Annotated in this window: 21 protein-coding genes and 1 pseudogene; 12 read left to right on the top strand and 10 right to left on the bottom strand. The window is 72.2% G+C overall.

Going from position 1 to position 21851, the window contains the following annotated elements:
• Window positions 1-88: 88 nt before the first annotated feature.
• The gene (locus RWE79_RS06610; protein ID WP_475939069.1) at window positions 89-1267 is read left to right on the top strand and encodes an acyl-CoA dehydrogenase family protein; all 1179 of its coding nucleotides are present in this window, start codon (window positions 89-91) and stop codon (window positions 1265-1267) included.
• Window positions 1268-1361: 94 nt separating this feature from the next.
• Here RWE79_RS06610 and RWE79_RS06605 read toward each other — a convergent pair.
• A pseudogene (locus tag RWE79_RS06605) lies at window positions 1362-1475 on the bottom strand (sugar ABC transporter permease); the annotation flags it as partial.
• Between the two features lie 178 nt (window positions 1476-1653).
• Here RWE79_RS06605 and RWE79_RS06600 point away from each other — a divergent pair.
• The 3 genes from RWE79_RS06600 to RWE79_RS06590 all read left to right on the top strand — a co-directional run bounded on the left by RWE79_RS06600 (window position 1654) and on the right by RWE79_RS06590 (window position 4690).
• Window positions 1654-2721, top strand: a complete 1068-nt coding sequence (locus tag RWE79_RS06600) for a LacI family DNA-binding transcriptional regulator (protein ID WP_475939068.1) — start codon at window positions 1654-1656, stop codon at window positions 2719-2721.
• A gap of 247 nt (window positions 2722-2968) precedes the next feature.
• Window positions 2969-3163: a hypothetical protein gene (locus RWE79_RS06595; protein WP_475939067.1), complete on the top strand. Its 195-nt coding sequence runs from the start codon at window positions 2969-2971 to the stop codon at window positions 3161-3163.
• 9 nt (window positions 3164-3172) lie between these two features.
• Complete coding sequence (locus tag RWE79_RS06590; protein ID WP_475939066.1) at window positions 3173-4690, top strand: glycoside hydrolase family 43 protein; 1518 nt, start codon at window positions 3173-3175, stop codon at window positions 4688-4690.
• Window positions 4691-4801: 111 nt separating this feature from the next.
• Here the strand turns inward: RWE79_RS06590 and RWE79_RS06585 are convergent, their stop codons facing one another.
• Window positions 4802-5683, bottom strand: a complete 882-nt coding sequence (locus RWE79_RS06585; protein WP_475939065.1) for a helix-turn-helix domain-containing protein — start codon at window positions 5681-5683, stop codon at window positions 4802-4804.
• Between the two features lie 170 nt (window positions 5684-5853).
• Here RWE79_RS06585 and RWE79_RS06580 point away from each other — a divergent pair, with 170 nt between their 5' ends.
• Both RWE79_RS06580 and RWE79_RS06575 read left to right on the top strand, forming a co-directional pair.
• Window positions 5854-6870: a zinc-dependent alcohol dehydrogenase family protein gene (locus tag RWE79_RS06580; RefSeq protein WP_475939064.1), complete on the top strand. Its 1017-nt coding sequence runs from the start codon at window positions 5854-5856 to the stop codon at window positions 6868-6870.
• Window positions 6871-7168: 298 nt separating this feature from the next.
• Complete coding sequence (locus tag RWE79_RS06575; RefSeq protein ID WP_475939063.1) at window positions 7169-8425, top strand: MFS transporter; 1257 nt, start codon at window positions 7169-7171, stop codon at window positions 8423-8425.
• A 75-nt stretch (window positions 8426-8500) separates the two neighbouring features.
• Here the strand turns inward: RWE79_RS06575 and RWE79_RS06570 are convergent, their stop codons facing one another.
• The 5 genes from RWE79_RS06570 to RWE79_RS06550 form a co-directional block, all read right to left on the bottom strand.
• On the bottom strand, window positions 8501-8911 hold the full coding sequence (locus RWE79_RS06570; RefSeq protein ID WP_475939062.1) for a nuclear transport factor 2 family protein: 411 nt from the start codon (window positions 8909-8911) through the stop codon (window positions 8501-8503).
• Window position 8912: 1 nt separating this feature from the next.
• Window positions 8913-9719: an MBL fold metallo-hydrolase gene (locus tag RWE79_RS06565; RefSeq protein ID WP_475939061.1), complete on the bottom strand. Its 807-nt coding sequence runs from the start codon at window positions 9717-9719 to the stop codon at window positions 8913-8915.
• A gap of 39 nt (window positions 9720-9758) precedes the next feature.
• Window positions 9759-10385 carry a DsbA family protein gene (locus RWE79_RS06560; protein ID WP_475939060.1) on the bottom strand — a complete coding sequence of 209 codons (627 nt, stop codon included), beginning with the start codon at window positions 10383-10385 and terminating at the stop codon, window positions 9759-9761.
• A gap of 152 nt (window positions 10386-10537) precedes the next feature.
• On the bottom strand, window positions 10538-11032 hold the full coding sequence (locus RWE79_RS06555) for a MarR family winged helix-turn-helix transcriptional regulator (RefSeq protein ID WP_475939059.1): 495 nt from the start codon (window positions 11030-11032) through the stop codon (window positions 10538-10540).
• Window positions 11033-11250: 218 nt separating this feature from the next.
• Complete coding sequence (locus RWE79_RS06550) at window positions 11251-12219, bottom strand: NADP-dependent oxidoreductase (protein ID WP_475939058.1); 969 nt, start codon at window positions 12217-12219, stop codon at window positions 11251-11253.
• Between the two features lie 142 nt (window positions 12220-12361).
• On the opposite strand from RWE79_RS06550, the gene RWE79_RS06545 reads away from it, so the two are divergent.
• A complete protein-coding gene (locus RWE79_RS06545; RefSeq protein WP_475939057.1) occupies window positions 12362-12730 on the top strand; it encodes a winged helix-turn-helix transcriptional regulator in 369 nt (122 codons plus the stop codon).
• A 109-nt stretch (window positions 12731-12839) separates the two neighbouring features.
• On the opposite strand, the gene RWE79_RS06540 is transcribed toward RWE79_RS06545, so the two are convergent.
• On the bottom strand, window positions 12840-13724 hold the full coding sequence (locus tag RWE79_RS06540; RefSeq protein WP_475939056.1) for a dioxygenase family protein: 885 nt from the start codon (window positions 13722-13724) through the stop codon (window positions 12840-12842).
• 255 nt (window positions 13725-13979) lie between these two features.
• Here RWE79_RS06540 and RWE79_RS06535 point away from each other — a divergent pair, with 255 nt between their 5' ends.
• The 5 genes from RWE79_RS06535 to RWE79_RS06515 all read left to right on the top strand — a co-directional run bounded on the left by RWE79_RS06535 (window position 13980) and on the right by RWE79_RS06515 (window position 20654).
• Window positions 13980-14846, top strand: a complete 867-nt coding sequence (locus tag RWE79_RS06535) for an oxygenase MpaB family protein (protein ID WP_475945636.1) — start codon at window positions 13980-13982, stop codon at window positions 14844-14846.
• A gap of 41 nt (window positions 14847-14887) precedes the next feature.
• On the top strand, window positions 14888-17047 hold the full coding sequence (locus tag RWE79_RS06530; RefSeq protein ID WP_475939055.1) for a serine/threonine-protein kinase: 2160 nt from the start codon (window positions 14888-14890) through the stop codon (window positions 17045-17047).
• 65 nt (window positions 17048-17112) lie between these two features.
• Window positions 17113-18216, top strand: coding sequence for an NAD(P)H-dependent flavin oxidoreductase (locus tag RWE79_RS06525; RefSeq protein ID WP_475939054.1), 1104 nt, complete (start codon window positions 17113-17115; stop codon window positions 18214-18216).
• Window positions 18213-19805, top strand: a complete 1593-nt coding sequence (locus RWE79_RS06520; protein WP_475939053.1) for an acyl-CoA synthetase — start codon at window positions 18213-18215, stop codon at window positions 19803-19805. Before RWE79_RS06525 ends, RWE79_RS06520 begins: the two co-directional genes overlap by 4 nt.
• Window positions 19806-19940: 135 nt before the next feature.
• Complete coding sequence (locus RWE79_RS06515; RefSeq protein ID WP_475939052.1) at window positions 19941-20654, top strand: alpha/beta fold hydrolase; 714 nt, start codon at window positions 19941-19943, stop codon at window positions 20652-20654.
• Here RWE79_RS06515 and RWE79_RS06510 read toward each other — a convergent pair.
• Complete coding sequence (locus RWE79_RS06510) at window positions 20651-21034, bottom strand: rhodanese-like domain-containing protein (RefSeq protein WP_475939051.1); 384 nt, start codon at window positions 21032-21034, stop codon at window positions 20651-20653. The two genes, RWE79_RS06515 and RWE79_RS06510, sit on opposite strands and share 4 nt — an antisense overlap.
• Window positions 21031-21567 (bottom strand): cysteine dioxygenase, encoded by a 537-nt coding sequence (locus RWE79_RS06505; protein WP_475939050.1) that lies wholly within the window; start codon window positions 21565-21567, stop codon window positions 21031-21033. The genes RWE79_RS06510 and RWE79_RS06505 overlap by 4 nt, the downstream gene beginning before the upstream one ends.
• Window positions 21568-21851 lie beyond the last annotated feature (284 nt).

Genomic DNA, 21851 nt, shown 5'->3' with positions numbered 1-21851 from the left:
CGACCTTCGAGTGGTCACAGCCCTTCCGGATTTCTGCAACGCGTTCTAGTCTGTGCGCCGCAGACCCGGACGGACCTCTGGAGGGGCCGTGCACCTGGACCACACGCCCGAGCAGCAGCGGCTGCGTGCCGAACTGCGCGAGTACTTCGCCACGCTCGTCCCCGACAACGTGTACGCGCGCCACTCCGATCCCGCCGCGCAGAAACGCTTCTACCGCGACACCGTCCGCCGCCTCGGCGCCGACGGACGGCTCGGCGCCGGCTGGCCCAAGGAGTACGGCGGCCAGGGCCTCACGCCGAAGGAGCAGTTCATCTTCTTCGACGAGGCCGCCCAGGCCGGCGTGCCGCTGCCGCTGATGGCGCTCAACACCGTCGGCCCCACGATCATGCAGTTCGGCACCGAGGAGCAGAAGGCGTACTTCCTGCCCCGGATCCTCTCCGGTGAACTCGACTTCGCCATCGGCTACTCCGAGCCCGGCGCCGGCACCGACCTGGCCGCCCTGAGCACCCGTGCGGTGCGCGACGGCGATGACTACGTCGTCAACGGCCAGAAGATCTGGACGACCAACGGCGACACCGCCGACTGGGTCTGGCTCGCCGTCCGCACCGACCCGGACGCCCCGCCGCACAAGGGCATCAGCATCCTGCTCGTGCCGACCACCGACCCCGGCTACTCCTGCACCATCATCAACACCCTCGCCTCGCACGACACCACCGCGAGCTACTACGAGGACGTCCGGGTCCCGGTCGGGCGCCGGGTCGGCGAGGAGAACCAGGGCTGGCGGCTGATCACCACCCAGCTCAACCACGAACGCGTGACCCTCGCGGCCCACGGCACCATGGCCATCCGGGCCTTCCACGACGTACGCCGCTGGGCCGCCGCCACGAAACTCGCCGACGGCCGCCGCGTCATCGACCTGGCCTGGGTACGGACCCGGCTCGCCCGCACCCACGCCCGCCTGGACGCCATGAAGCTGCTCAACTGGCAGATGGTCGACGCCCTCCAGCGCGGCACCCTCACCCCGCACGACGCCTCCGCGGTCAAGGTCTACGGTTCCGAGACCCGCCGGGACGCCTTCGCCTGGTTGATGGAGATCACCGGCTCCGCCGCGCCCCTGAAGGAGGGCTCGGCCGGCGCGGTGCTCCACGGCGAGCTCGAACGCGGTTACCGCAGCGCGGTCATCTTCACCTTCGGCGGCGGCAACAACGAGATCCAGCGCGAGATCATCTCCTGGATCGGGCTCGGCATGCCGCGGGTCCGGCGTTAGGCCGGCGTCACCTTCAGCGCTTGATGGGACGAGCAACGACAACGGCGCGGTCTGCGCGTGGCGCGCGTCCGCCGCGTTGTGACCGACGGCCACCCCGTTGCGGCAGGAGTTGTTCGAAGCCCACGGTGAGCGCGTTGCCCAGGCGCAGCACCAGCGTCAGTACGATCACGCCGCGGATCCCGGGCAGGGTGATGTGCCACAAGCGGCGCCGCTGGGTTGGTCGGCGGAAGGAAAGTTTCGCTGTATTCGGCGGAGAAGTTAACATGAAGATGTGCGTCCGGGGCCACAGATCCGCCGGTAGGAGATGCGAGAATGGGCCGGCGTACCTGTACGACGCTGCTCAACCGGCTCCCGTGTCAGGCCCCTGGCCGGGCGCGAGCGGTCCGATGATCGGGAAGGCGACCTTGGCGGACCATGCAGTTGACGGGCCGGTGGACCACGACGGCGGGCAGGGCGACTCGTCCCGGCCGGTCACCATCGCGTACATCGCCGAATCGGCGGGGGTCTCGGTCCCGACCGTGTCCAAGGTGATCAACGGTAAGTCCGGGGTCTCCGCGGACACGCGCGCCCGGGTCGAGGAGCTGGTCAACAGGTACGGCTACCGCAGGCCCGGGGGCGCCAACCGGAACAACGTCGTGGAACTCGTGTTCCGCGAGCTCAAGCACATGTGGGCGATCGAGATCATCCGGGGCGTCGAGCGGGTGGCCCGCCGGCATCGTGTGGGCGTCATGGTGTCCGAGTTCGGGCTGCACGACGCGGCCCCGCCCACCTGGGACGACACCGTCTTCCGGCGTCCGAACTGCGTCTTGTCCGTGGCCCAGCTCTCCGAGGCCGAGCGCGAGCAACTGACGGCGAAGGGAATCCCGTTCGTCGTCGTCGACCCGGTCACGGAACTGCCGGACGACGTCCCGTTCGTGGGCGCCACCAACTGGTCCGGCGGCCGGGCCGCGACCCGCCACCTCACCGAACTCGGTCACCGCCGCATCGCCATGATCGGCGGCCCCCAGGACCAGCTGTACTGCTGCGCCCGGATGGACGGATACCGCTCCGCGATGCGGGCCGGCGGCCTGCCGGTCGACCCGGAACTCGTCGTGCACGCGCCGCTCACCCGTGAGGACGGCTGCGCAGCGGCACGTTCCCTGCTGGCCCGGTCCGACCGCCCTTCTGCGATCTTCGCCGCCAACGACCTGCAGGCGCTCGGCGTCTACCAGGCGGCACGCGAGGCCGGCCTGCGCATCCCCGACGACCTGAGCGTCGTCGGTTTCGACGACCTGCCGGTCGCGGCCTGGGTGGACCCGCCCCTGACCACCGTCCATCAGCCCCTGAGCGAGATGGCCGCAGCCGCGACCGAGTTGGCGCTCATGCTCGGTCGCGGCGAGCAGCCGCCCCAGGTCGGCTTGGAGATCGCGACGACCCTGACGGTCCGGGACAGCACGGCACCACCGAAGAGCTGATCCCGCAAGGCCGATGTCCTGCTTCACCAACCGCGTCGACGCCCGCAGCCGACGGGGCGTCGGCTGCGGTTGCCCCGGGGCGTCCGGTGATTCCGCGTGAGGAGAGGCTCGTGCGGCCATTGACCACGCCGGCGGCCGTCGCTGACCTCCGCTGGAAACTATCTATCGTGATTGGTGAAACTTTCGCTCTGGGGGCAGGTGCCGGACGACTCGGCCCGCCTCGGTCGTTCTTCCGTCGGAGGAGCTCATGCGCAGGCTGATCCACAGGTACGGCGCCCGCTTGGCCAAGCCGGCCGCTGCCTCCACGGTCACCGCGCCGGTGTCGGTCGGCACCGGCCGCGCGCTGGACTTCGACATCTGGTCGTCCAGCTCCACCCCGCCCGCCGAGCCGGCAGCCCCCGGACTCTCCACCGACGTCTCCACCGTGTGGCCGAACCAGTGAAAGGACTCGATGAGGGTGTCGAGCATGCCCGAGACGGACAACACCATCAGCAACCCCGTGATCCCCGGCTTTCATCCCGATCCTTCCGTCTGCCGGGTCGGCGAGGACTACTACCTGGCCTGCTCCAGCTTCGAATACTTCCCCGGGGTGCCCGTCTTCCACAGCCGGGACCTGGTGCACTGGACCCAGATCGGGAACGCCCTCGACCGGCCGACTCAGCTGCGCCTGCCGCTCGACGCGCCTTCTTCGGGCGGGATCTACGCGCCCACGCTGCGCTACCACGACGGCCGTTTCTGGCTGATCGTCACGAATGTGAGCGGTGACGGCAATCTGCTGTTCACGGCCACCGACCCGGCCGGCCCCTGGTCGGATCCGATCCGACTGCCCGGAGTGCACGGCATCGACCCGGACCTCGCCTGGGACGACGACGGTAACTGCTGGTGCACCACTGCCGGAGTCGGCCAGATCCGCATCGATCCCCACACCGGGGAGACGTTCGGCCCGTCGCGCCGGCTCTGGTCCGGCACCCCCGGCGCCAAGGCCCCGGAGGCACCGCATCTCTACCGGATCGGCGACTACTGGTACCTGCTCATCGCCGAGGGCGGCACCGAGCGCTGCCACAGCGTCTCGATCGCCCGCGGCCGCACGCCCACAGGTCCGTTCGAACCGTGCCCGGCCAACCCGATTCTGACCCACCGGGGCACCGACCACCCCATCCAGAACACCGGCCACGCGGACCTGGTGCAGGCGCCCGACGACTCGTGGTGGATGGTGCTGCTCGGCGTGCGGCCCGGCGGTGGCACCCCGGGCTGGCACGTACTCGGCAGGGAGACGTTTCTGGTGCCGGTCGACTGGGCCGACGGATGGCCGGTCGTCGGCGAACTGTCGTCCTCCATGCCAGCGCCCTCCTGGCCACTGCAGCCGCATGCCGTGGTGCCGGACCGGGACGACTTCGAGCTGGGCGAGCCGGCTCCGTACTGGATCTCGCTGCGGCACCGCCCTCCGGAGGTCTGCACCACGAAGGAACGGCCCGGCTGGCTGACCCTGCGTGCCCGCGGCGGATCACTGGACGACACCGACGTGACGTTCGTCGGCCGGCGGCAGCAGCATCTGTCCTGCCGGGTACGGGCCTTGGCCGATGTGACCGAAGGAGACGGCGGCCTGGCCGTCCGGTTCGACGAGCAGCACCATTACGACATCGAGGCCTCGCCCGGCAAGGTGCGGGTGCGCGCCCGCATCGGTCCGTTGAACACCGTCGTGGCGTCCCGGCAGACACCTCCCGGACCTGTGGTTCTCCGGATCGAGGTGGCCGCCGTACAGACGGTGAACGACGCACGCACCGGCCCCGATGTCGTGTCGATCGGCATCGAGGAGCCGGACGGCAATTTTGTCGAGCTCGCCTCGCTGGACGGCCGGTACCTGTCCACGGAGGTCGCCGGCGGCTTCACCGGCAGGGTCATCGGAATGTTCGCCTCCACCAACTCCGTTCACTTCGACTGGTTCGAGTACGAGCCGCTCGATCGCTGAAGCAGCGCCCACCCGGCCGACGACGAACCGCTCCGGGCGACGGAATCTGCTGCCTGGAACCGCGCCATCGATGGGACCCCGCCGCCGGGGTCGTAGAAGCGGCCGACGGGGTCAGGTGAGTGGTGGCGACGCGGGCAGGTGCTGGTCGGTGGCCCAGGAGGCGAGGATGCGCAGCCGTTCGTGGGTGGGGGAGCCGGGCGCGGCCGTCCAGACGGTCAGATTCTGGTCGGGGTCGGTGTTGGCGGTGAGGGTGTCCCAGTCCAGGACGAGTTCGCCGACGACCGGATGGTTGAGGGTCTTCGTGCCCACGGTGCGGGCAGCGACGTGGTGATCGCCCCACCATCGGGCGAACTGCTTGTCGCGCATGGACAGTTCACCGACCAGCTCGATCAGGCGGGGGTCCTCGGGGTACTTCGCGGCCTCCATGCGCAGCTGGGCCACGGAGATCTGCGCGGAGGTCTCCCAGTCGGCGTACAGGGTGCGCATGGCCGGGTCGGTGAACTGGATCCGGGGATAGTTGCGGTGCTTTTCCGGGAGGCGGGAGAAGTCGGTGACGAGGGCGGCGGCCAGCGCGTTCCAGGCGAGGATGTCCCCGCGTCGGCCCTGGACGACGGCCGGGGTGGCGGTGAGGTCGTCCAGGACCCGCTGCAATTGCGGCTGGACCTGCTGCCGGCCGCGCCGTCGGGTGCGGGTGGTGATCTTGCCGGCGAGCTGGAAGAGGTAGCCGCGTTCGTCGTCGTCCAGCTGGAGTACGCGGGCGAGGCCGTCCAGCACGGGTGCCGATGCCTGCATGCGGCCCTGTTCGAGGCGGGTGTAGTAGTCGGTGCTGATGCCGGTGAGCTGGGCGACCTCCTCGCGGCGCAGCCCGGCCACGCGGCGGGGCCTGTCGGTCTCGGGCAGCCCGACCGTGCGCGGGCTCAGCTCCGAGCGGCGCTTCTTGAGGAATTCTCCCAGCTCATTGAGGGGAACGTTGCTGGTCATGCTTCCCAGCATGACACCGGTCGCACCTGGGAAAGGGGGGAGAATTCCTCCCAGGATGTTCCCTTCCCGGGATGGATTTCTCCGCTTTTCGCGTCCGGCCTCGCGTGTGAGGCTCGATATCGAGCAGCCGATCACGACCGCCGGCTGCGGCATACCGACCCTCGTACCGAAGGAAGCAACCCATGCGCGGAGCAGTCATTCACGCCCCCGGCGACGTGCGCTTCGAGAACCTCGACGACCCGAAGATCCTCCGGCCGACCGACGCGGTCATCCGCACGGTCGCCACCTGTGTGTGCGGCTCGGACCTGTGGCCCTTCCGCGGCGCGGAACCCGTCGGTGACCCGCACCCGATGGGGCACGAGTACGTCGGCATCGTCGAGGAGGTGGGCAGCGAGGTCGCCGACGTCAAGCCGGGCCAGTTCGTGGTCGGCTCCTTCGCCACCTCGGACAACACCTGCGCGAACTGCCGCAACGGCTGGCAGTCCAACTGCCTGAACCGCGAGTTCATGAGCACCTGTCAGGCCGACTACGTCCGCATCCCCAACGCCCACGGAACCCTGGTCGCCACGGACGGGCACCCGGACGCCGAGCTGGTGCCCGGCCTGCTCGCGGTCTCCGACGTGATGGGCACCGGCTGGTATGCCGCCCTCGCCGCCGAAGTGAAGCCCGGTTCCACCGCCGTGGTCGTCGGCGACGGCGCGGTCGGCCTGTGCGGCGTCATCGCCGCCAAGGAGCTCGGCGCCGAGCGGATCATCGCCATGAGCCGGCACGACTCCCGGCGGAAGCTCGCCCTCGAATTCGGCGCCACCGACATCGTCGGTGAACGCGGTGAGGAGGGCGTCGCCCGCGTCAAGGACCTCACCGGCGGCATCGGCGCCGACTCGGTTCTGGAGTGCGTCGGCACCCCCGAGGCCATGCGGCAGGCCCTGCACTCCGCCCGGCCCGGCGGCAACGTCGGCTTCGTCGGCGTCCCGCACGACGTGGCCATCGACGGGCAGGAGCTGTTCTTCTCGCACGTGGGCCTGCGCGGCGGCCCCGCCCCCGTGCGCCGCTACCTGCCCGATCTGATCGACCGGGTCCTCTCCGGCCGGATCAACCCGGGCAAGGTCTTCGACCTCACCCTGCCCCTGGACCAGGTCGCCGAGGGCTACAGGGCGATGGACGAGCGCCGCGCCGTCAAGGCCCTCCTCAAGCCCTGACCGCACACACCCCACGGTCCGGGCCCGGGACCGCACCCACCCGGACGGTGAGTCGTCGTCGTCCTCCTCGTCCGCTCCGCGCGGTGACCATCGACGGCCACCGCGTCGCGGCCTGACCTGCCCGACCGTTCGCCCTTCACGCGGGTGCCCACCCGAGAAGGGGGGAGGAGATCCTCCCCTTTTCGTACGGTTCGCTCCATGGAACCGTGAAGGACGTGGCCGCGCCGTCCGCACCCCGCCGCGACGGCCCGGCCGCAGCCCTGATCCGCCGAATTCCACGCAAGGAGAGACCACACGTATGCCTTCCGCATCCGGGACCACCCCCGGCAGGCTTCCCTTCGTCGTCTGGGTGCTCGCCGCAGGCACGTTCCTGATGGGGACCACCGAGTTCGTCGTCGCCGGCCTGCTGCCGGAGCTGGCCGGTGACCTCGGAGTCAGCGTCTCCCACGCCGGCCTGCTGATCACCGCCTTCGCCGTCGGCATGATCATCGGCGCGCCGGTCATGGCCATGGCGACCCTGCGCCTGCCTCGGCGCCGGACGCTGATCCTGGCCCTGTCCGTGTTCTGTTTGGGACACCTCGTCGCAGCCCTCGGCACGTCCTTCACGGTCGTCGTCATCGCCCGCGTCGTCACGGCCCTGGCCACCGGAGCGTTCTGGTCCGTCGGCTTCGTCGTCGCCACCACCGCCGCGGGACCGCACAACGCCACCCGCGCGACGGGCGTCATGATCGGGGGCCTGACCCTGGCCAACGTCGTCGGCGTGCCGATCGGCTCCTTCGCCGGTCAGTTCACCGGCTGGCGCGGCCCCTTCTGGGCCCTGGCCGCGCTCGCCGGCCTCGCCGCCGTCTTCATCGGCCGCTTCATCCCGGCTCAGGGGCGGTGCGCCGAGGTGTCGATCCGGGCCGAGGCCCGGGCTCTGCGGCAGGGCCGGCTGTGGCTGGCGCTCGGCGCCGCGATGCTGATCATGGGTGGTGTCCTGGCGACGTACACGTATGTCACCCCGCTGCTGACCGACCGCGCGGGCATCGCGGAGGGCGCCGTACCGCTCGTCCTCATCGCCTTCGGCGTCGGCGCCCTGGGCGGTACCACCACCGGAGGCCGCCTGGGCGACCGACGTCCGATGGTCACCACCATCACGGCCGCCGCGGCCACCGCCCTGGTCCTGCTCCTGATGATCCCGCTGTCCGGCAACCCGCTGACGGCCACCGTCCTCGTCTTCCTCATGGGCCTGACCGGCTTCACGGTCAACCCCGTCGTCACCGCCCTCGCCATGCGCTTCGCGGGCGACGCTCCCACCCTCACCTCGGCGCTGACCACCTCCGCCTTCAACGCCGGCATCGCCGCCGGATCGGCGATCGCCGGTACGGCCCTGGACTCCTCCCTCGGCCTGACCGGCCCGCCCCTGGCGGGCACCGTCATCGCGGCCCTCACCCTCCTCCCGCTGATCGCCCTCGCCGTCAGCGGCAGGCCGCACAGGACGCGGATCGTCGCCCGGCGCACCGCCCCCACCCACGCGCGACGCGACGAACCCGTGCGGGTGCCGTCGCAGCACTGATCGCCGCCTCCTTCACCACCGCCCCTTTCCGGCGGCGGAGAGCTGCTCCGCCGCCGGAACCGGTACCGGAACCGCTCAGTCGGTCATGGCCTCGCGGACGAGGGCCGTGTCGACGAACTGTTCGAAGCGCACGATGAGCCCGCCGCGTACGACGAAGTGGTGGGCGACGCGGACATCGATCGGCTTGCCGGTGGCCTTGTTGGCGGCGGTGTAGCGGGCGAGGACGACGACGTTCTCGCCGTCGACGACATAGGTGTCGTCGTGGGCCGTCCATTCGTCCCAGTCCTGGCCGAGCTCGGCCATCACGTTGGCGGTGACGCCGTCCGGGGTGCGGTAGGTGCCGGCGAGGGGGAAGCCGGCCATTTCCGTCCACTCCACGTCGGGGGCGAGAGTGGCCCGAAGGGCCTCCAGATCGCCTGCCGCGGAGGCGAGGTACTGGCGGCGTACGACGTCGGCGGGGGCGGTGGAGGTCGCGAACTCGCTCATGTCAGCCCCACTTCATTTCGCCCTTGGCGACCTTCGCGCCGATCTGGGCGGCGATCAGCATGCCGTTGTCGGGGTAGCGCTTGACGAGGGCCTCGGTCAGCGCGGCGCCGTCGGCCGCCTTGCCGAGTTCTTCGTCGAAGGCGAGCAGGTAGTCGCGGGTGGCGGTGATGGCGGAGGCATCGGCCGGGGTGCCGGGCAGCCGGTGTCCGGGGACCACCAACTCCGGCTGCAGCGCGGCCATCTCGTCCAGCAGGGCGATCCACGCCGCGCGGTCGCCCGGGGTGGGGGTGTCGGCGACCCAGACGTGCTCCTGCTGGAAGAGCAGGACACCGCCGAAGAGGGCGCGGTGCTCGGCCTGCCACAGGTAGTGGCGGTCGGGCAGGCCGGCCGGGCCGCCCTTGAGCTCGAAGCGGTGGCCTTCCAGCGTGAGGTCGCCGGTCAACGCGGTGAGACCGACCAGGCGGGTGGGGAGGTTGGGGCCGAGGGCCTCCCACGCCTTGAGCTTGCCCTCGTACGAGTGCGTGATGTGCTCGATGACGATCGGGGTGGCGACGAAGGCCGCGTCGGGGAAGGCGTCGGCGAGGACTTCGGCGCCGAAGTAGAAGTCGGGGTCGGCGTGGCTGACGAAGACGGTGGTGAGCTTCTTGCCCGAGTCGAGGATCGCGGCGGCCAGGCGGTGGCCGTCGGCGCGGGTGAAGCCGGCGTCGACGAGCAGGGCCTCCTGTTCGCCGGTGACGAGGGTGGCGGTCTTGTTCTTGCTGCCGGCGGGGAAGTCGAGGTCGAGGACCGTGAAGGAGAGAGTGCTCATGCGGAACTCCTGGGTGGGTGGGGGTGAGGGCGGGAGTGGTCAGAGGACGCGGGCGGCCGCACTGGCCGCGAGCCGCTGGTCGATCTCGTCGGCGGTGGCGTGGCCGTGGGCCAGGGGAGTGACGGAGTCGCCGTCGACGGCCAGCAGGGTGGGGAAGCCGGTGACTGCGAGTTCGGCGGCGCGGCGGAAGTCGGCCTCGGCCGAGGCCCGCGCCTCGGGCGCTTCGAAGGCGGCGACCACGGCATCGGCGTCCAGTCCGGCCGCCTCCGCGACCGTGCGGTAGGTGTCCCCGTCGGACAGACCGTGTCCGTCGACGTAGAAGGCGTGCTGGAGAGCCGCGGCGAGTTCTGCCGCGCGGCCGGGGGCGGCCTGACGCAGGGCCGCGACGCCGCGGGCGGCGGCCTCGGAGTCCATCACGAATGAGCCGTCGGCGATCAACCGGTCGTACCCGTCGCCGAATCGGGCGCCGGTCAGCTCGGTTATCCGGGCGTTCGCGCCCTGGATGTAGCCGAACTCACGGGTCGGGACCCGTCGCGGTCCGGTGAACAGCCCGCCGGAGACCACCTCGACCGGCAACTCGGGGTGACGGGCAACGACCTCGCGCAGTGTTCCGGAGAACCCGTGCGACCAGCCGCAGTAGGCGTCGAAAACGTAGACGAGCTTCATGGGTGACCTCGACAGGCATGTGGCGCCCACCCGGTGCGGGCATTCACCTGACAAAACAGTAACTGACGTGTCAGATATTTCCCGGCGCTTGTGACGTGGGGCACATGGATGTGGCTGACGTCATTACATCAGCGTTGCCGCCCGTTCGCAGGTCAGGGCAGACGGGGCAACGCGTCCCGGGCTGTGTGGCTGATGATCCGGAGATCCTCGGCGAACCGCTTGCGATCCGCGGCGGGGAGGGGCTCCATGAGGTATCGCGTGATGTTCTCCACGTGGACGACAGACGCGCGGACGGCCGTCTCCTCGCCCAGCGGGGTCAGCCGCACCAGCTTCGCGCGCCGGTCGTCGGGGGATTCCGCGCGCGTCACGAGCCCCGCCGCCTCCATGCGGTCCACCAGCCGGGTGGCGCCGCCCGTGGTCAGGACCTGCTCCTGGGCGATGGCCCGCATCGAAAGCCCCGGCTCGCCCGCCCGCCCGAGGATCAGCAGCACCTCGAACACCAGATGGCTGATGCCGCACTCCTCTTCGAGCGCCCGGCCGAGGATGTACTCCAGCCGGTTGGCCGCCCCTTGCAGTCGGCCGAACGCCAGGACGAGCTCGTGGTCCGCGGCCTCCTTCGCCGTCCTGATCTCCGCTTCCTCGCCCACGGCCGCGCCACCCCTCTCGTCGTCCCGGTATCACCGTACCGATCATGCCCTGGCCGGTCGGCAGGACGGCAGGAACGGCCCACCCGGCGCCGTGTACGCCAGGTGGGCCATGGGAGCGCATTGCCCGGGAACGGGGGCAGGGGCAGGGACAGGGACAGGGACAGGGACAGGGACACCGCGGTCCTGGTGCCGACTGTCGATCCTGGTCACACCGGGGGTCAGGGGGTCACGCGCAGGACGAGTTTGCCGCGGGTGCGGCCCGTCTCGCCGCGGGCGTGCGCCTGGGCGGCCCGCTCCAGCGGGAAGACCTCCTCGACCTCCACCTTCACGTCACCGGCGTCGATGAGTCCGGCGATGCGGGCCAGGGCCGGCCCGTCGGGCTCGACCAGGAAGGCGCTGGAGCGCAGCCCCTGGGACCGGGCGGCGTCGAGCAGTTCGGGCGAGACGCCGGAGGGGACCGCGATGATCAGGCCGCCGGGGCGCAGCACGCCGAGCGAGCGGGTGCTGGTCCGGTCGTACGCGTCGCCGACCAGGTCGATGACGATGTCGATGTCCTTGACGGCGTCCTCGAAGCGGACGGCGGTGTAGTCGACGAGTTCGTCGGCGCCGAGTGCGGTGAGCCAGCCGTGATGGCGGCTACTGGCGGTGCCGATCACGTAGGCGCCCAGGTGCCTGGCGAACTGGACGGCGAAGTGTCCGACGCCGCCCGCGGCCGCGTGGATCAGTACGCGGCCGCCGGGGCGGAGGTGGGCGGTGTCCACCAGGGCCTGCCAGGCGGTGAGGGCCGCCAGGGGCACGGCGGCGGCCTGCTCGTGGGTGAGGCCGGCGGGCTTGCGGGCGAACTGGCGGGCGGGGGCGGTGACGTACTCGGCGTAGCCGCCGGCCGCGCGGGGGAACCAGGGCATCCCGTAGACCTCGTCGCCGGGCCGGAGCGTGGTGACCCCGAAGCCGGTCTCCTCCACCACGCCGGAGACGTCCCAGCCCAGGATGAACGGCGGCTCGCCCAGCACCCCGGCCATGCCCGCGCCGGACCGGGTCTTCCAGTCGACCGGGTTGATCCCGGCGGCGTGCACCCGCACCAGGACCTCGGTCGGCAGCGGCTGGGGGCGGGGCACCCGCTCCGTCCGGAGGACTTCGGGACCGCCGAAGGCGTGCTGCACCACGGCGCGCATCGAGGACGCTGACATGGGTGATCTCCCTAGAACAAAATGTGCCGAAAGACCTTTGTGCGGGCTTTCGTTGACCTGGTGCTGACGCTACCCCCGGGGTGGTGGTTACCATCAAGGACACCTGCTTCCCTTTGGGAAGTGTCCTGTTGGGGAGGGTTACGTGAGCACCGCCTGCACGACCGGCCAGCACGCGCACCACGATGTCTACGCCGCCCAGTGCCCCTGTCGGGCCATGCTGGACCTGCTGGCGAACAAGTGGTCCGCCCTGGCCATCGGAGCGCTGGAGGAGGGACCGCGGCGCTTCGGCGCCCTGCAGCGGTCCCTGCAGGGGGTCAGCTCCAAGGTGCTCACCCAGACCCTCCGGCGCCTTGAGGGCGCCGGCCTCGTCGACCGGACCGTCTACCCAGCCGTTCCCCTGCACGTCGAGTACGCCCTCACCGCGCTGGGCCGCAGCGCGGCCGTACCGCTGGGCCTCCTGCGCGGCTGGGTCGAGGAGCACATCGACGACGCCATGGCCGCCACGCTGTAGCCGCCGCCCGCCGCCCGCCGCCCGCCGCCCGCCGCCCGCCGGGCCGTCCGGCCGGCCGATGACGGACCGCGCGATGACCGGGTGGTGCTGCGGTTCCGGGTACGGCCGGTCACACGAGGGGCTCCAGCACCAGGTCGATCCGGGCGTGGGGGTAGGGGTTGCGCAGGCCGTACCGGGCCGCTCCGGCCGGGTCGTCGACGCGGCCGAAGTCCCGTACCAGGCTGCGCTTGACGGCGAACACGGCGTCGGAGTCCAGGTAGGGGCTGTCCTCGACGAAGATGTGGGTGGTGACGGGGAGGTGCCCTTCGGCGGTGGCGATGACGTGGATGTGCGCGGGCCGGTAGGGGTGACGGCGGGTGGCCAGCAGCAGTTCGCCGACCGGGCCGTCGGTGGGGATCGGGTAGTGGCAGGGCACGACCGTGGTGAAGTGGAAACGGCCCCGCTCGTCGGCGGTGAACAGGCCGCGTCCGTTGCCCGGCGGCTGGACGTCCGGGCGCTGCACGTCGTAGAAGCCGTCCTCGTCGGCCTGCCACACGTCGATCCGCGCGCCCGGCAGCGGGGTGCCGTCCACCGAGACGACCTGCCCGGTCACCAGGCAGGGTTCGGCCCTGCCGACCTCGTCGATGCTCGCGCCCAGCTCCCGCGGCGGCGACCCGGTCATGTGGAAGGGGCCGAGTACGGTCGCCTCGGTGGCGCCCGGGGACTTGCGGTGGTTGATGTTCTCCACCAGGGAGGACACCCCCAGCACGTCCGAGAGCAGCACGAACTCCTGGCGGGTGTCGTCGCACTTGCGTCCGGTGGCGGTGAGGAAGTCCACCGCCTTCTCCCACTCCTCCTGGGTCGGCTCCAACTCCCTGACGGCGGCGTGCAGATGTCCGACGATCACCGAGAGGCACTCGCGCAGCCGGGGATCGGGTGTGTCGTCGAAGCTGGCGATCGCGGCGGCGGTGACGGACGTCTCGTCGAGATCGTCCGGCAGGTCTGTCCCGGTCATGGCGGTTCCTCCTCGCGGGTGGGCATCGGCGGGGCCGCCGGTCCTGCGCGCCCCGCGGCGGATGCCCGGTGTCCTCGTCGACCGTCTCCAGCTCCGTGGTGTACCCGACGATGATCCTCGTCATCGCGTCGGAGTGCGAAGCGGATTGCCTGCTCAGGGGCGGAGCCCGCAGACTGGTGGCGGCACCGCCGAGAGGTCGCAGACGTGAGCCGGGGCCAACCGGAACTCCTGGTCACACCGCTGCGGGAGGCAGAGATGCGCGACGCGGACCCCGGGCTCTTCGGACCCGGCAGTGTGACCTGGCAGATGCACGGCGACCCCATGATGTGGATCGCCGGGGTACGGGCCCTGTACCTGCAGGCGCTGCACCCGAGGGCGGTGCGGGGCGTGTTCCAGAACAGTGACTTCCGCAAGGACGCCTGGGGGCGCCTGCTGCGCATCGCCGACTTCGTCGGCACCATCACCTACGGCACCACCGGCGAAGCCGAACGGGCCGGCGCCAGGATCCGTTCGATCCACCGCCGGCTCGCCGCCACCGACCCCGGGACCGGCGAGCGCTACCCGGTGGACGAGCCCGGCCTCCTGCTGTGGGTGCACTGCGCCGAGATCGACTCGTATCTGAGCGTCGCCCGGCGCTCCGGCCTGCCCCTGACCGACGCCCAGGCGGACGCGTACGTCGACGAGCAGCGCACCGCCGCCCGGCTGATCGGCCTCGACCCCGCCGACGTACCGGCCGACACCGCGAGGCTGGCGGCCTACTTCGAGAAGGTCCGCCCCGAGCTCGCCGGTACCGACGAGTCCTCCGAGGTGTTCGCCTTCCTCCAGGCGCTGCCGGTCCCGGCCCTGCTCCGCCCGGGGGCCGTGCTGTGGAGCCGGGTGGCCGGGCCGGCGTACGCGGCGCTGCCGCCGTTCGCCCACGAGCTGTACGGCCGCCCGGCCGTGCCCGAGGCCGTGGCGACCCGGCGGTTGCGGGCGACGGGCCGGGCGCTGCGCGCCGTACCGGCGTATCTGCGGTGGCAGCTGCCACCGAGGCACATCCCCAAGGCGGTGGGGCGGCTGGGGCCCGGTACGCATCCGTCGCTGTACCTGCTGCCCAAACGGGACCAATCCTCGCCATACTGAGGGAGGGGAAGAGTGCGCAACGACGGGGGCGGCGACGGGCGATGGTGGCTGGGACGACGGGGACGACACTGATTCAGGGCCGGTACCGGCTGGCGGAGCTGATCGGCCGGGGCGGCATGGGGGAGGTCTGGCGTGCGCTCGACGAGTCGCTGGGCCGCAAGGTCGCGGTCAAGTGCCTGAAGCCGGTGAGCGGTTCGGCGGACCCGGCGTTCGCCCGGGTGCTGCAGGAGCGCTTCCGGCGCGAGGCACGGGTCGCGGCCTCGCTCCAGCACCGCGGGGTGACGGTCGTCCATGACTTCGGCGACAGCGAGGGCGTCCTGTACATCGTCATGGAGCTGCTCGACGGCCGGAACCTGCTGCAGATCCTCCAGGACACCGGAGGCAGTCCGCTGCCGCTGCCGGACGTGATGGACATCGCCGAGCAGGTCACGGCGGCGCTGGCCTACACCCATGCCCAGGGCATCATCCACCGCGACCTCAAGCCGGCGAACATCATGCGGCTCTCCGACGGTTCGGTGAAGATCTGTGACTTCGGCATCGCCCGGCTCGGCCACGACATCGGCTTCACCTCACGGCTGACCGGCACCGGCATCGCCATGGGCACGCCGCACTACATGTCGCCCGAGCAGATCGGCGCCGACGAGGAGATCGACCACCGCAGCGACCTGTACTCGCTGGGCTGCGTGCTGTACGAGATCGCCACCGGCGCCCCGCCCTTCGACCTCGGTGACGCCTGGGCCGTGCTCGTCGGGCACCGCGACACCGCGCCCGAGCCGCCGGGCCGGCTCCGCGACGGGCTCCCGGAGGAGCTGGACCGGCTGATCCTCGACCTGCTGGCCAAGTCTCCCGACGAGCGCCCGCAGAACGCGGCCGACGTCGGCGGCCGCCTCAAGGCGATGCGGGCCGCGCCGTTGCCGCTGCCGGCGGTCCGGCCGCTGCGGGCCGTCGCACTGCCCTCCTGGGCGCGGACCGTGCGTTCCGGCGCCGCGCGGGCGCCGCGCACCCCGCCCCGGCTGCCCGAGCTCACCGGTGCCTGGTCGACCCGGGCCGGCGTTCCGGCCCCCGGGGAGACCGATCTGCTCGCCCACCGGCACGAGGCGGGGGTCAGCCTGGCCCGGCTCGGCCGCTGGCAGGAGGCGGAGGAGGTGCACCGCGAGGTGGCCGCCCAGCGTGAGCGGACGCTCGGCGCCGACCACGAGGACACCCTCGCCAGCCACTACGAACTCGCCTTCTGCCGCAGCCGGCTCGGGCGGGCCGAGGAGGCCCTGCGGACCTTCGAGTACGTGGCCGCCGCCCGGCACCGGCTCGCCGGACCCGACGACCCCGGCGCCCTGGCCGCCCAGCAGGAGGCCGCGTACGTCCTCGGCCGGCTCGGCCGCCACCTCGACGCCCACCAGGCGTACTCGGCCGTGCTGGCCGCCCGGGGGCGTTCCCTCGGCGCCGACCACCCCGACACGCTGGCCTGCCGCCACAACCTCGCGTTCAGCCTCGGCCGCCTGGGCCGGCTCGACGAGGCCTGCGCCATGGCCGCCGACGTGGCCGCGGCCCGGGCCCGGGTGCTGGGCCCCGCCCATGTGGACACCCTCGCCTCCCGCTGTGAGGCCGGGTACCTCCTGGGCCTCCTCGACCGATGGGCCGAGGCCCTCGACATCTACCGCGAGGTCGCCGCCGTACGCGCCGAGACGCTGGGGGAGGACCACCCCGACACGCTGGCCGCCCGCTACGAGACGGGCATCGCCCTCGGCCGGCTGGGCCGCAGCCCGGAGGCGTTCCGGCTCTACACCGGCCTGGTCGCCTCCCGTACGCGTACCAGCGGCGCCGCCGACCCCGAGACCCTGCGGGCCCGCCACGGCCTCGGCGTCAATCTGGGCCGTCTCGGCCGTTGGGAGGAGGCGCTGACCGAGGCCCGTGAAGTCGCCGCGCTGCGGGAGCGGGCGCTGGGGGCCGACCACGGCGACACGCTGGTCAGCAAGCGTGAGATCGCGGTGGCCCTCGGCTGGCTCGGCCGCTGGGCCCCCGCCCTGGCGGTCTACCGGGAGGTCGCCGACACGCGCGAGCGGGTGCTCGGGCCCGGCCACCCCGACGCCCTCGCCAGCCGCAACGACGAGGCCCACTGCCTGGAGCAGCTCGGCCGTACGGCGGAGGCGCTGGCCCTGTACCGCCGGGTGGCCGCGCACCGCCGGGCGGCCCCGGAGGGCTGAAATTATCTGACGCAGCGTCAGAAAAGGGCTTCCGCTCGCCGGTTCGCTGCGGCATCCTGCGGAGCATGGAGACGACGCTGAGCAAGAGGCTGGGCATCGAGCACGCCATCTTCGGCTTCACGCCGTTCCCCGCCGTCGCGGCCGCGATCAGCCGCGCCGGCGGCATGGGTGTGCTGGGCGCCGTGCGCTACACGGACGCGGGGGAACTGGCCCGGAGCCTGGACTGGCTGGAGGCCAACACCGACGGGAAGCCGTACGGCCTGGACGTGGTGATGCCCGCGAAGAAGGTCGAGGGCGTCACCGAGGCCGACGTCGAGGCCATGATCCCGCAGGCGCACCGGGAGTACGTACGGGACGTCCTCGCCAAGCACGGGGTGCCGGAACTGGGGCCGGACGACGTGTCGGGGTGGCGGATCACCGGCTGGATGGAACAGGTGGCCCGCTCCCAGCTGGACGTCGCGTTCCAGTACCCGATCAGGCTGCTGGCCAACGCCCTCGGCTCACCGCCCGCCGACATCGTCGGCCGCGCCCACGACCACGGAATCCTGGTGGCGGCGCTGGCGGGCAGTGCCCGGCACGCCCGGCATCACCAGGACGCCGGGATCGACATCGTCGTGGCCCAGGGCTACGAGGCCGGTGGCCACACCGGCGAGATCGCCGGCATGGTGCTGGTGCCGGAGGTCGTGAAGGCGGTGGATCCGCTGCCGGTGCTGGCCGCCGGAGGCATCGGCACCGGCGAGCAGGTCGCGGCCGGGCTCGCGCTGGGCGCCCAGGGCGTGTGGCTGGGGTCGGTGTGGCTGACCACGACCGAGGCCGAACTGCCGTCCCCGGCGCTGATCGCCAAACTGCTCGCGGCCGGCTCCGGGGACACCGTCCGTTCCCGGGCGCTGACCGGCAAACCGGCGCGCCAGCTGCGTACCGAGTGGACCGACGCCTGGGAGGACCCGGCCGGCCCCGGACCGCTGCCGATGCCCCTGCAGGGCCTGCTGGTGGCGGACGCCATCAGCCGCATCCAGCGGTACGAGGTCGAGCCGCTGCTCGGCACCCCGGTCGGCCAGATCGTCGGCCAGATGAACGAACGGCGCAGCGTACAGGCTGTGTTCGACGACCTCACCCGTGGCTTCGAGCGAGCCATGGACCGCCTCGACCGGATAGCGGGCCGCTCATGAGCACCGTCAACGGCAGCACTGGCAACAGCGGTACCGCCAACGGCAGCCCCGCCAACGGCTTCTGGGCGCAGGCCGCCGCCGACCCGGAGCGGGTCGTCCTGGTCGCCCCCGACGGCCAGGAGTGGACGGCGGCCCGTCTCCACGGCGCCGCCAACCGCCTGGTGCACGGGCTGCGCGCGGCCGGGCTGCGGCCCGGCGACGCCGTGGCGGTCGTGCTCCCCAACGGCGTCGAGTTCTTCACCGCCTATCTGGCCGCCTTCCAGGCCGGGTTCTTCCTGGTCCCGGTCAACCACCACCTCGTCGGGACCGAGATCGCCTGGATCGTCGCCGACTCCGGGGCCAAGGTGCTGATCGCCCACGAGCGGTACGCCGACCAGGCCCGGGCCGCCGCCGACGAGGCCGGGCTGCCGCCCGGGAACCGGTACGCGGTGGGCACGGTCGAGGGCTTCCGTGACTACGAGGAACTGTCGGCGGGCCACCCCGGCACGCCCCCGGCCGACCGCACCGGCGGCGGCATCATGAACTACACCTCGGGCACCACCGGCCGGCCGCGCGGCATCCGCCGCCCGCTGTCCGGCAAGCCCCCGGAGGAGACCCATCTCGGCGGATTCCTGGGGGTCTTCGGCATCAAACCGTTCGACGGCAACACCCATCTCGTCTGCTCGCCGCTGTACCACACCGCCGTCCTGCAGTTCGCGGCCGCCGCCCTGCACATCGGGCACCCGGTGGTCCTCATGGACAAGTGGACCCCCGAGGAGATGCTGCGGCTCATCGACCGGTACCGCTGCACCCACACCCACATGGTCCCGACCCAGTTCCATCGTCTGCTCGCCCTCCCCGAGGAGGTCAGGACGCGCTACGAGGTGTCGTCCATGCGGCACGCCATCCACGGGGCCGCGCCCTGCCCCGAGCACGTCAAGCGGGCCATGCTGGAGTGGTGGGGCCCGTGCGTGGAGGAGTACTACGCCGCGAGCGAGGGCGGCGGCACCTTCGCGCCCGCCGCCGACTGGCTCAAGAAGCCCGGGACCGTCGGCAGGGCCTGGCCGTTCAGCGAGATCGCCATCCACGACGACGACGGCAAGCGCCTCCCGCCGGGTGAACTCGGCACCGTCTACATCAATATGCGCACCGGCGGCTTCCGTTACCACAAGGACGAGGACAAGACCCGCAGCAGCCGCATCGGCGACTTCTTCACCGTCGGGGACCTCGGCTATCTCGACGAGGACGGCTATCTCTTCCTGCGCGACCGCAAGATCGACATGATCATCTCCGGCGGGGTCAACATCTATCCCGCCGAGATCGAGGCCGCGCTCCTGACCCACCCCGCCGTCGCCGACGCCGCCGCCTTCGGCATCCCCCACGACGACTGGGGCGAGCAGGTCAAGGCCGTCGTCGAAGCGGCCCCCGGGTACACCGCCGGCCCGGAACTGGCCGCCGGGATCCTCGCCCACTGCGAGCAGCGGCTGGCCGGCTACAAGCGCCCCCGGTCCGTCGACTTCATCGCCGAGATGCCCCGCGATCCCAACGGCAAGCTCTACAAACGCCGGCTGCGCGAGCCGTACTGGCAGGGCCACGACCGTCCGCTGTGAGCCGTCCAGGGTGAGCCTCCGCCGTCCAGGGTGAGCCTCCGCCGTCCGCCGTCCGCCGTCCGCCGTCCGCCGTCCGCCGTCCGCCGTGAGCGGACGGCGGCCCGGGCCCGCGAGCGCGCGGGTAGCGTCACCGGCGTGACGGACCTTCGTAACGTCGAGGCCAACGGGATCAGGCTCGCCTACCGCGTCCTGGGCCCGGCCGCCGCGCCGCCCCTCCTGCTGCTGCACGGGCTGGGGTCGGACGGCGCCGACTGGGGACAGACCGCGGCAGAGCTGTCCGCGGACCACCGGGTGTACGCGCCCGACGCGCGCGGGCACGGCGCCAGCGAGTGGCCGGGTACGTACTCGCCGGAGCTCATGCGCGACGACACCCTGGCCTTCCTGGACGCCCTCGGGCTCGACCGGGTGACCGTGATCGGCCACTCCATGGGCGGCGTCGTCGGCTACCTGCTGGCCGCCCACGCCCCCGGGCGGGTGTCCGCGCTCGTCCTGGAGGACGCGCCGCCCCCCGACCCGGCCGACCCGCCCCGCGACGTGCCACGGGGGCCGCAGCCGGGGGAGCCGTACGACTGGCGGGCCGTCGCCGACACCGCGCGCCGGCGCAACGCCCCGGACCCGGCGTGGTGGAAGCTGTTCCCGGCCGTGACCTGCCGCACCCTCGTCATCGGCGGCGGCCCCACGAGCCCCCTTCCGCAGGACCGCATCGCGCTGGCGGCCCGCCGCATGCCCGACGCCCGCATGATCACCATCGACGCCGGGCACGCCGTCCACGCCTGTCGCCCCGACGCGTTCCTCGCCGAGGTGCGGGCCTTCCTCCGACGCCGGCGCCAGGGGCCGGACGCGTCCTAACGGACCGGGAGCCCCGCCTTGCGCCAGGCCTGGAAGCCGCCCTCCAGGTCGGTGGCCCGGGGCAGCCCGACGTCCAGCAGCGCGGCCGCCGCCAGGCTGGAGGTGTACCCCTCCGAGCACGCCACGATCCACCGCACGTCGTGCCCGGTGGCCTCCGGGATCCGGGCGTCGCTCAGCGGGTCGAGCCGCCACTCCAGCACATTGCGCTCGATCACCAGCGCCTGCGCGAACTCGCCCTCCAGGGCCCGTTGCGCGGCCGGCCGGATGTCGACCAGCCTGGCCGTCCCGGCGGCCAGTTCGTCGGCGGCCTGCTCCGGCCCGACCCGCTCCAGCCGGGCGCGGGCGCGGGCCAGCAGCCGGTCGATCCCCGATGTCGTCATCGCGCGGCCTCCAGTACCGGCCCCGGTCCGGGCTCCGGCTCGTCGGTGAGTACGGTGCGGGTGCGGCGCAGCGAGCCGGTCCCGTCGACCGCGTAGTACGACATCGCGGTCAGCGGCGGCGAGTAGGCGTGCACGCTCACCGCCGGTTCACCGGCCGCGTTCACCACGTCGTGCACATAGCCGAGCGGGAACGCCCCGCCCCGGCCCGCCGCCAGCTCCCTGGTCGTGATGCGGCCGCCGCCCTGGCCGTCGTTGGCCCAGCGGTGCTCGGTCAGGGTGCCGCGTACGACGGTGAGCGCGCCGAGTGAGCCCGCGTGGTCGTGCAGTTCGGTGGAGGTGTCGCCGGGCCAGGTGATCAGCCAGACGTCCACGTAGGGATCATGGTGCAGCCGGGTGTACCAGCGCTGCGACGGGTCATGGACGGGCAGATGCGCCCCGCCCTGCACGGCGGCGGCGTAGCCGCGTACGAGCGCACGCAGCTGGGGAAGGACGAGCGGAGTGGGACCGCCCGCCCTGTCGGACGACAGGGCCATGGAAATCGCTCCAGAGCGGGAGGAGTCGGTCGGGGCGCAGATCAGCCCCGGCGACAGCTCTGGTCGAAATGATGCGCACGACGACCCGGCCACAGCGGCCCCAGGTTCCAGATGTTCGTGTGCATGGTCCTTATGAAAGCACACCGCGGGCCGCCGTCCGGGGTGATGTCCGGAATGTGGTCCGCCTGTCCCGGTCGGTGGACTCACCCGTCCGGGAGGCGGCCGCGGGCCGGCCTCGGCCCGGGCAACCCGGCCGGGGGAGGGGGCTGGACCTCGCCCGGCCG

The sequence above is a fragment of the Streptomyces sp. RLA131 genome, from assembly GCF_056270125.1.
This window is presented reverse-complemented; position numbering and strand designations above follow the sequence as displayed.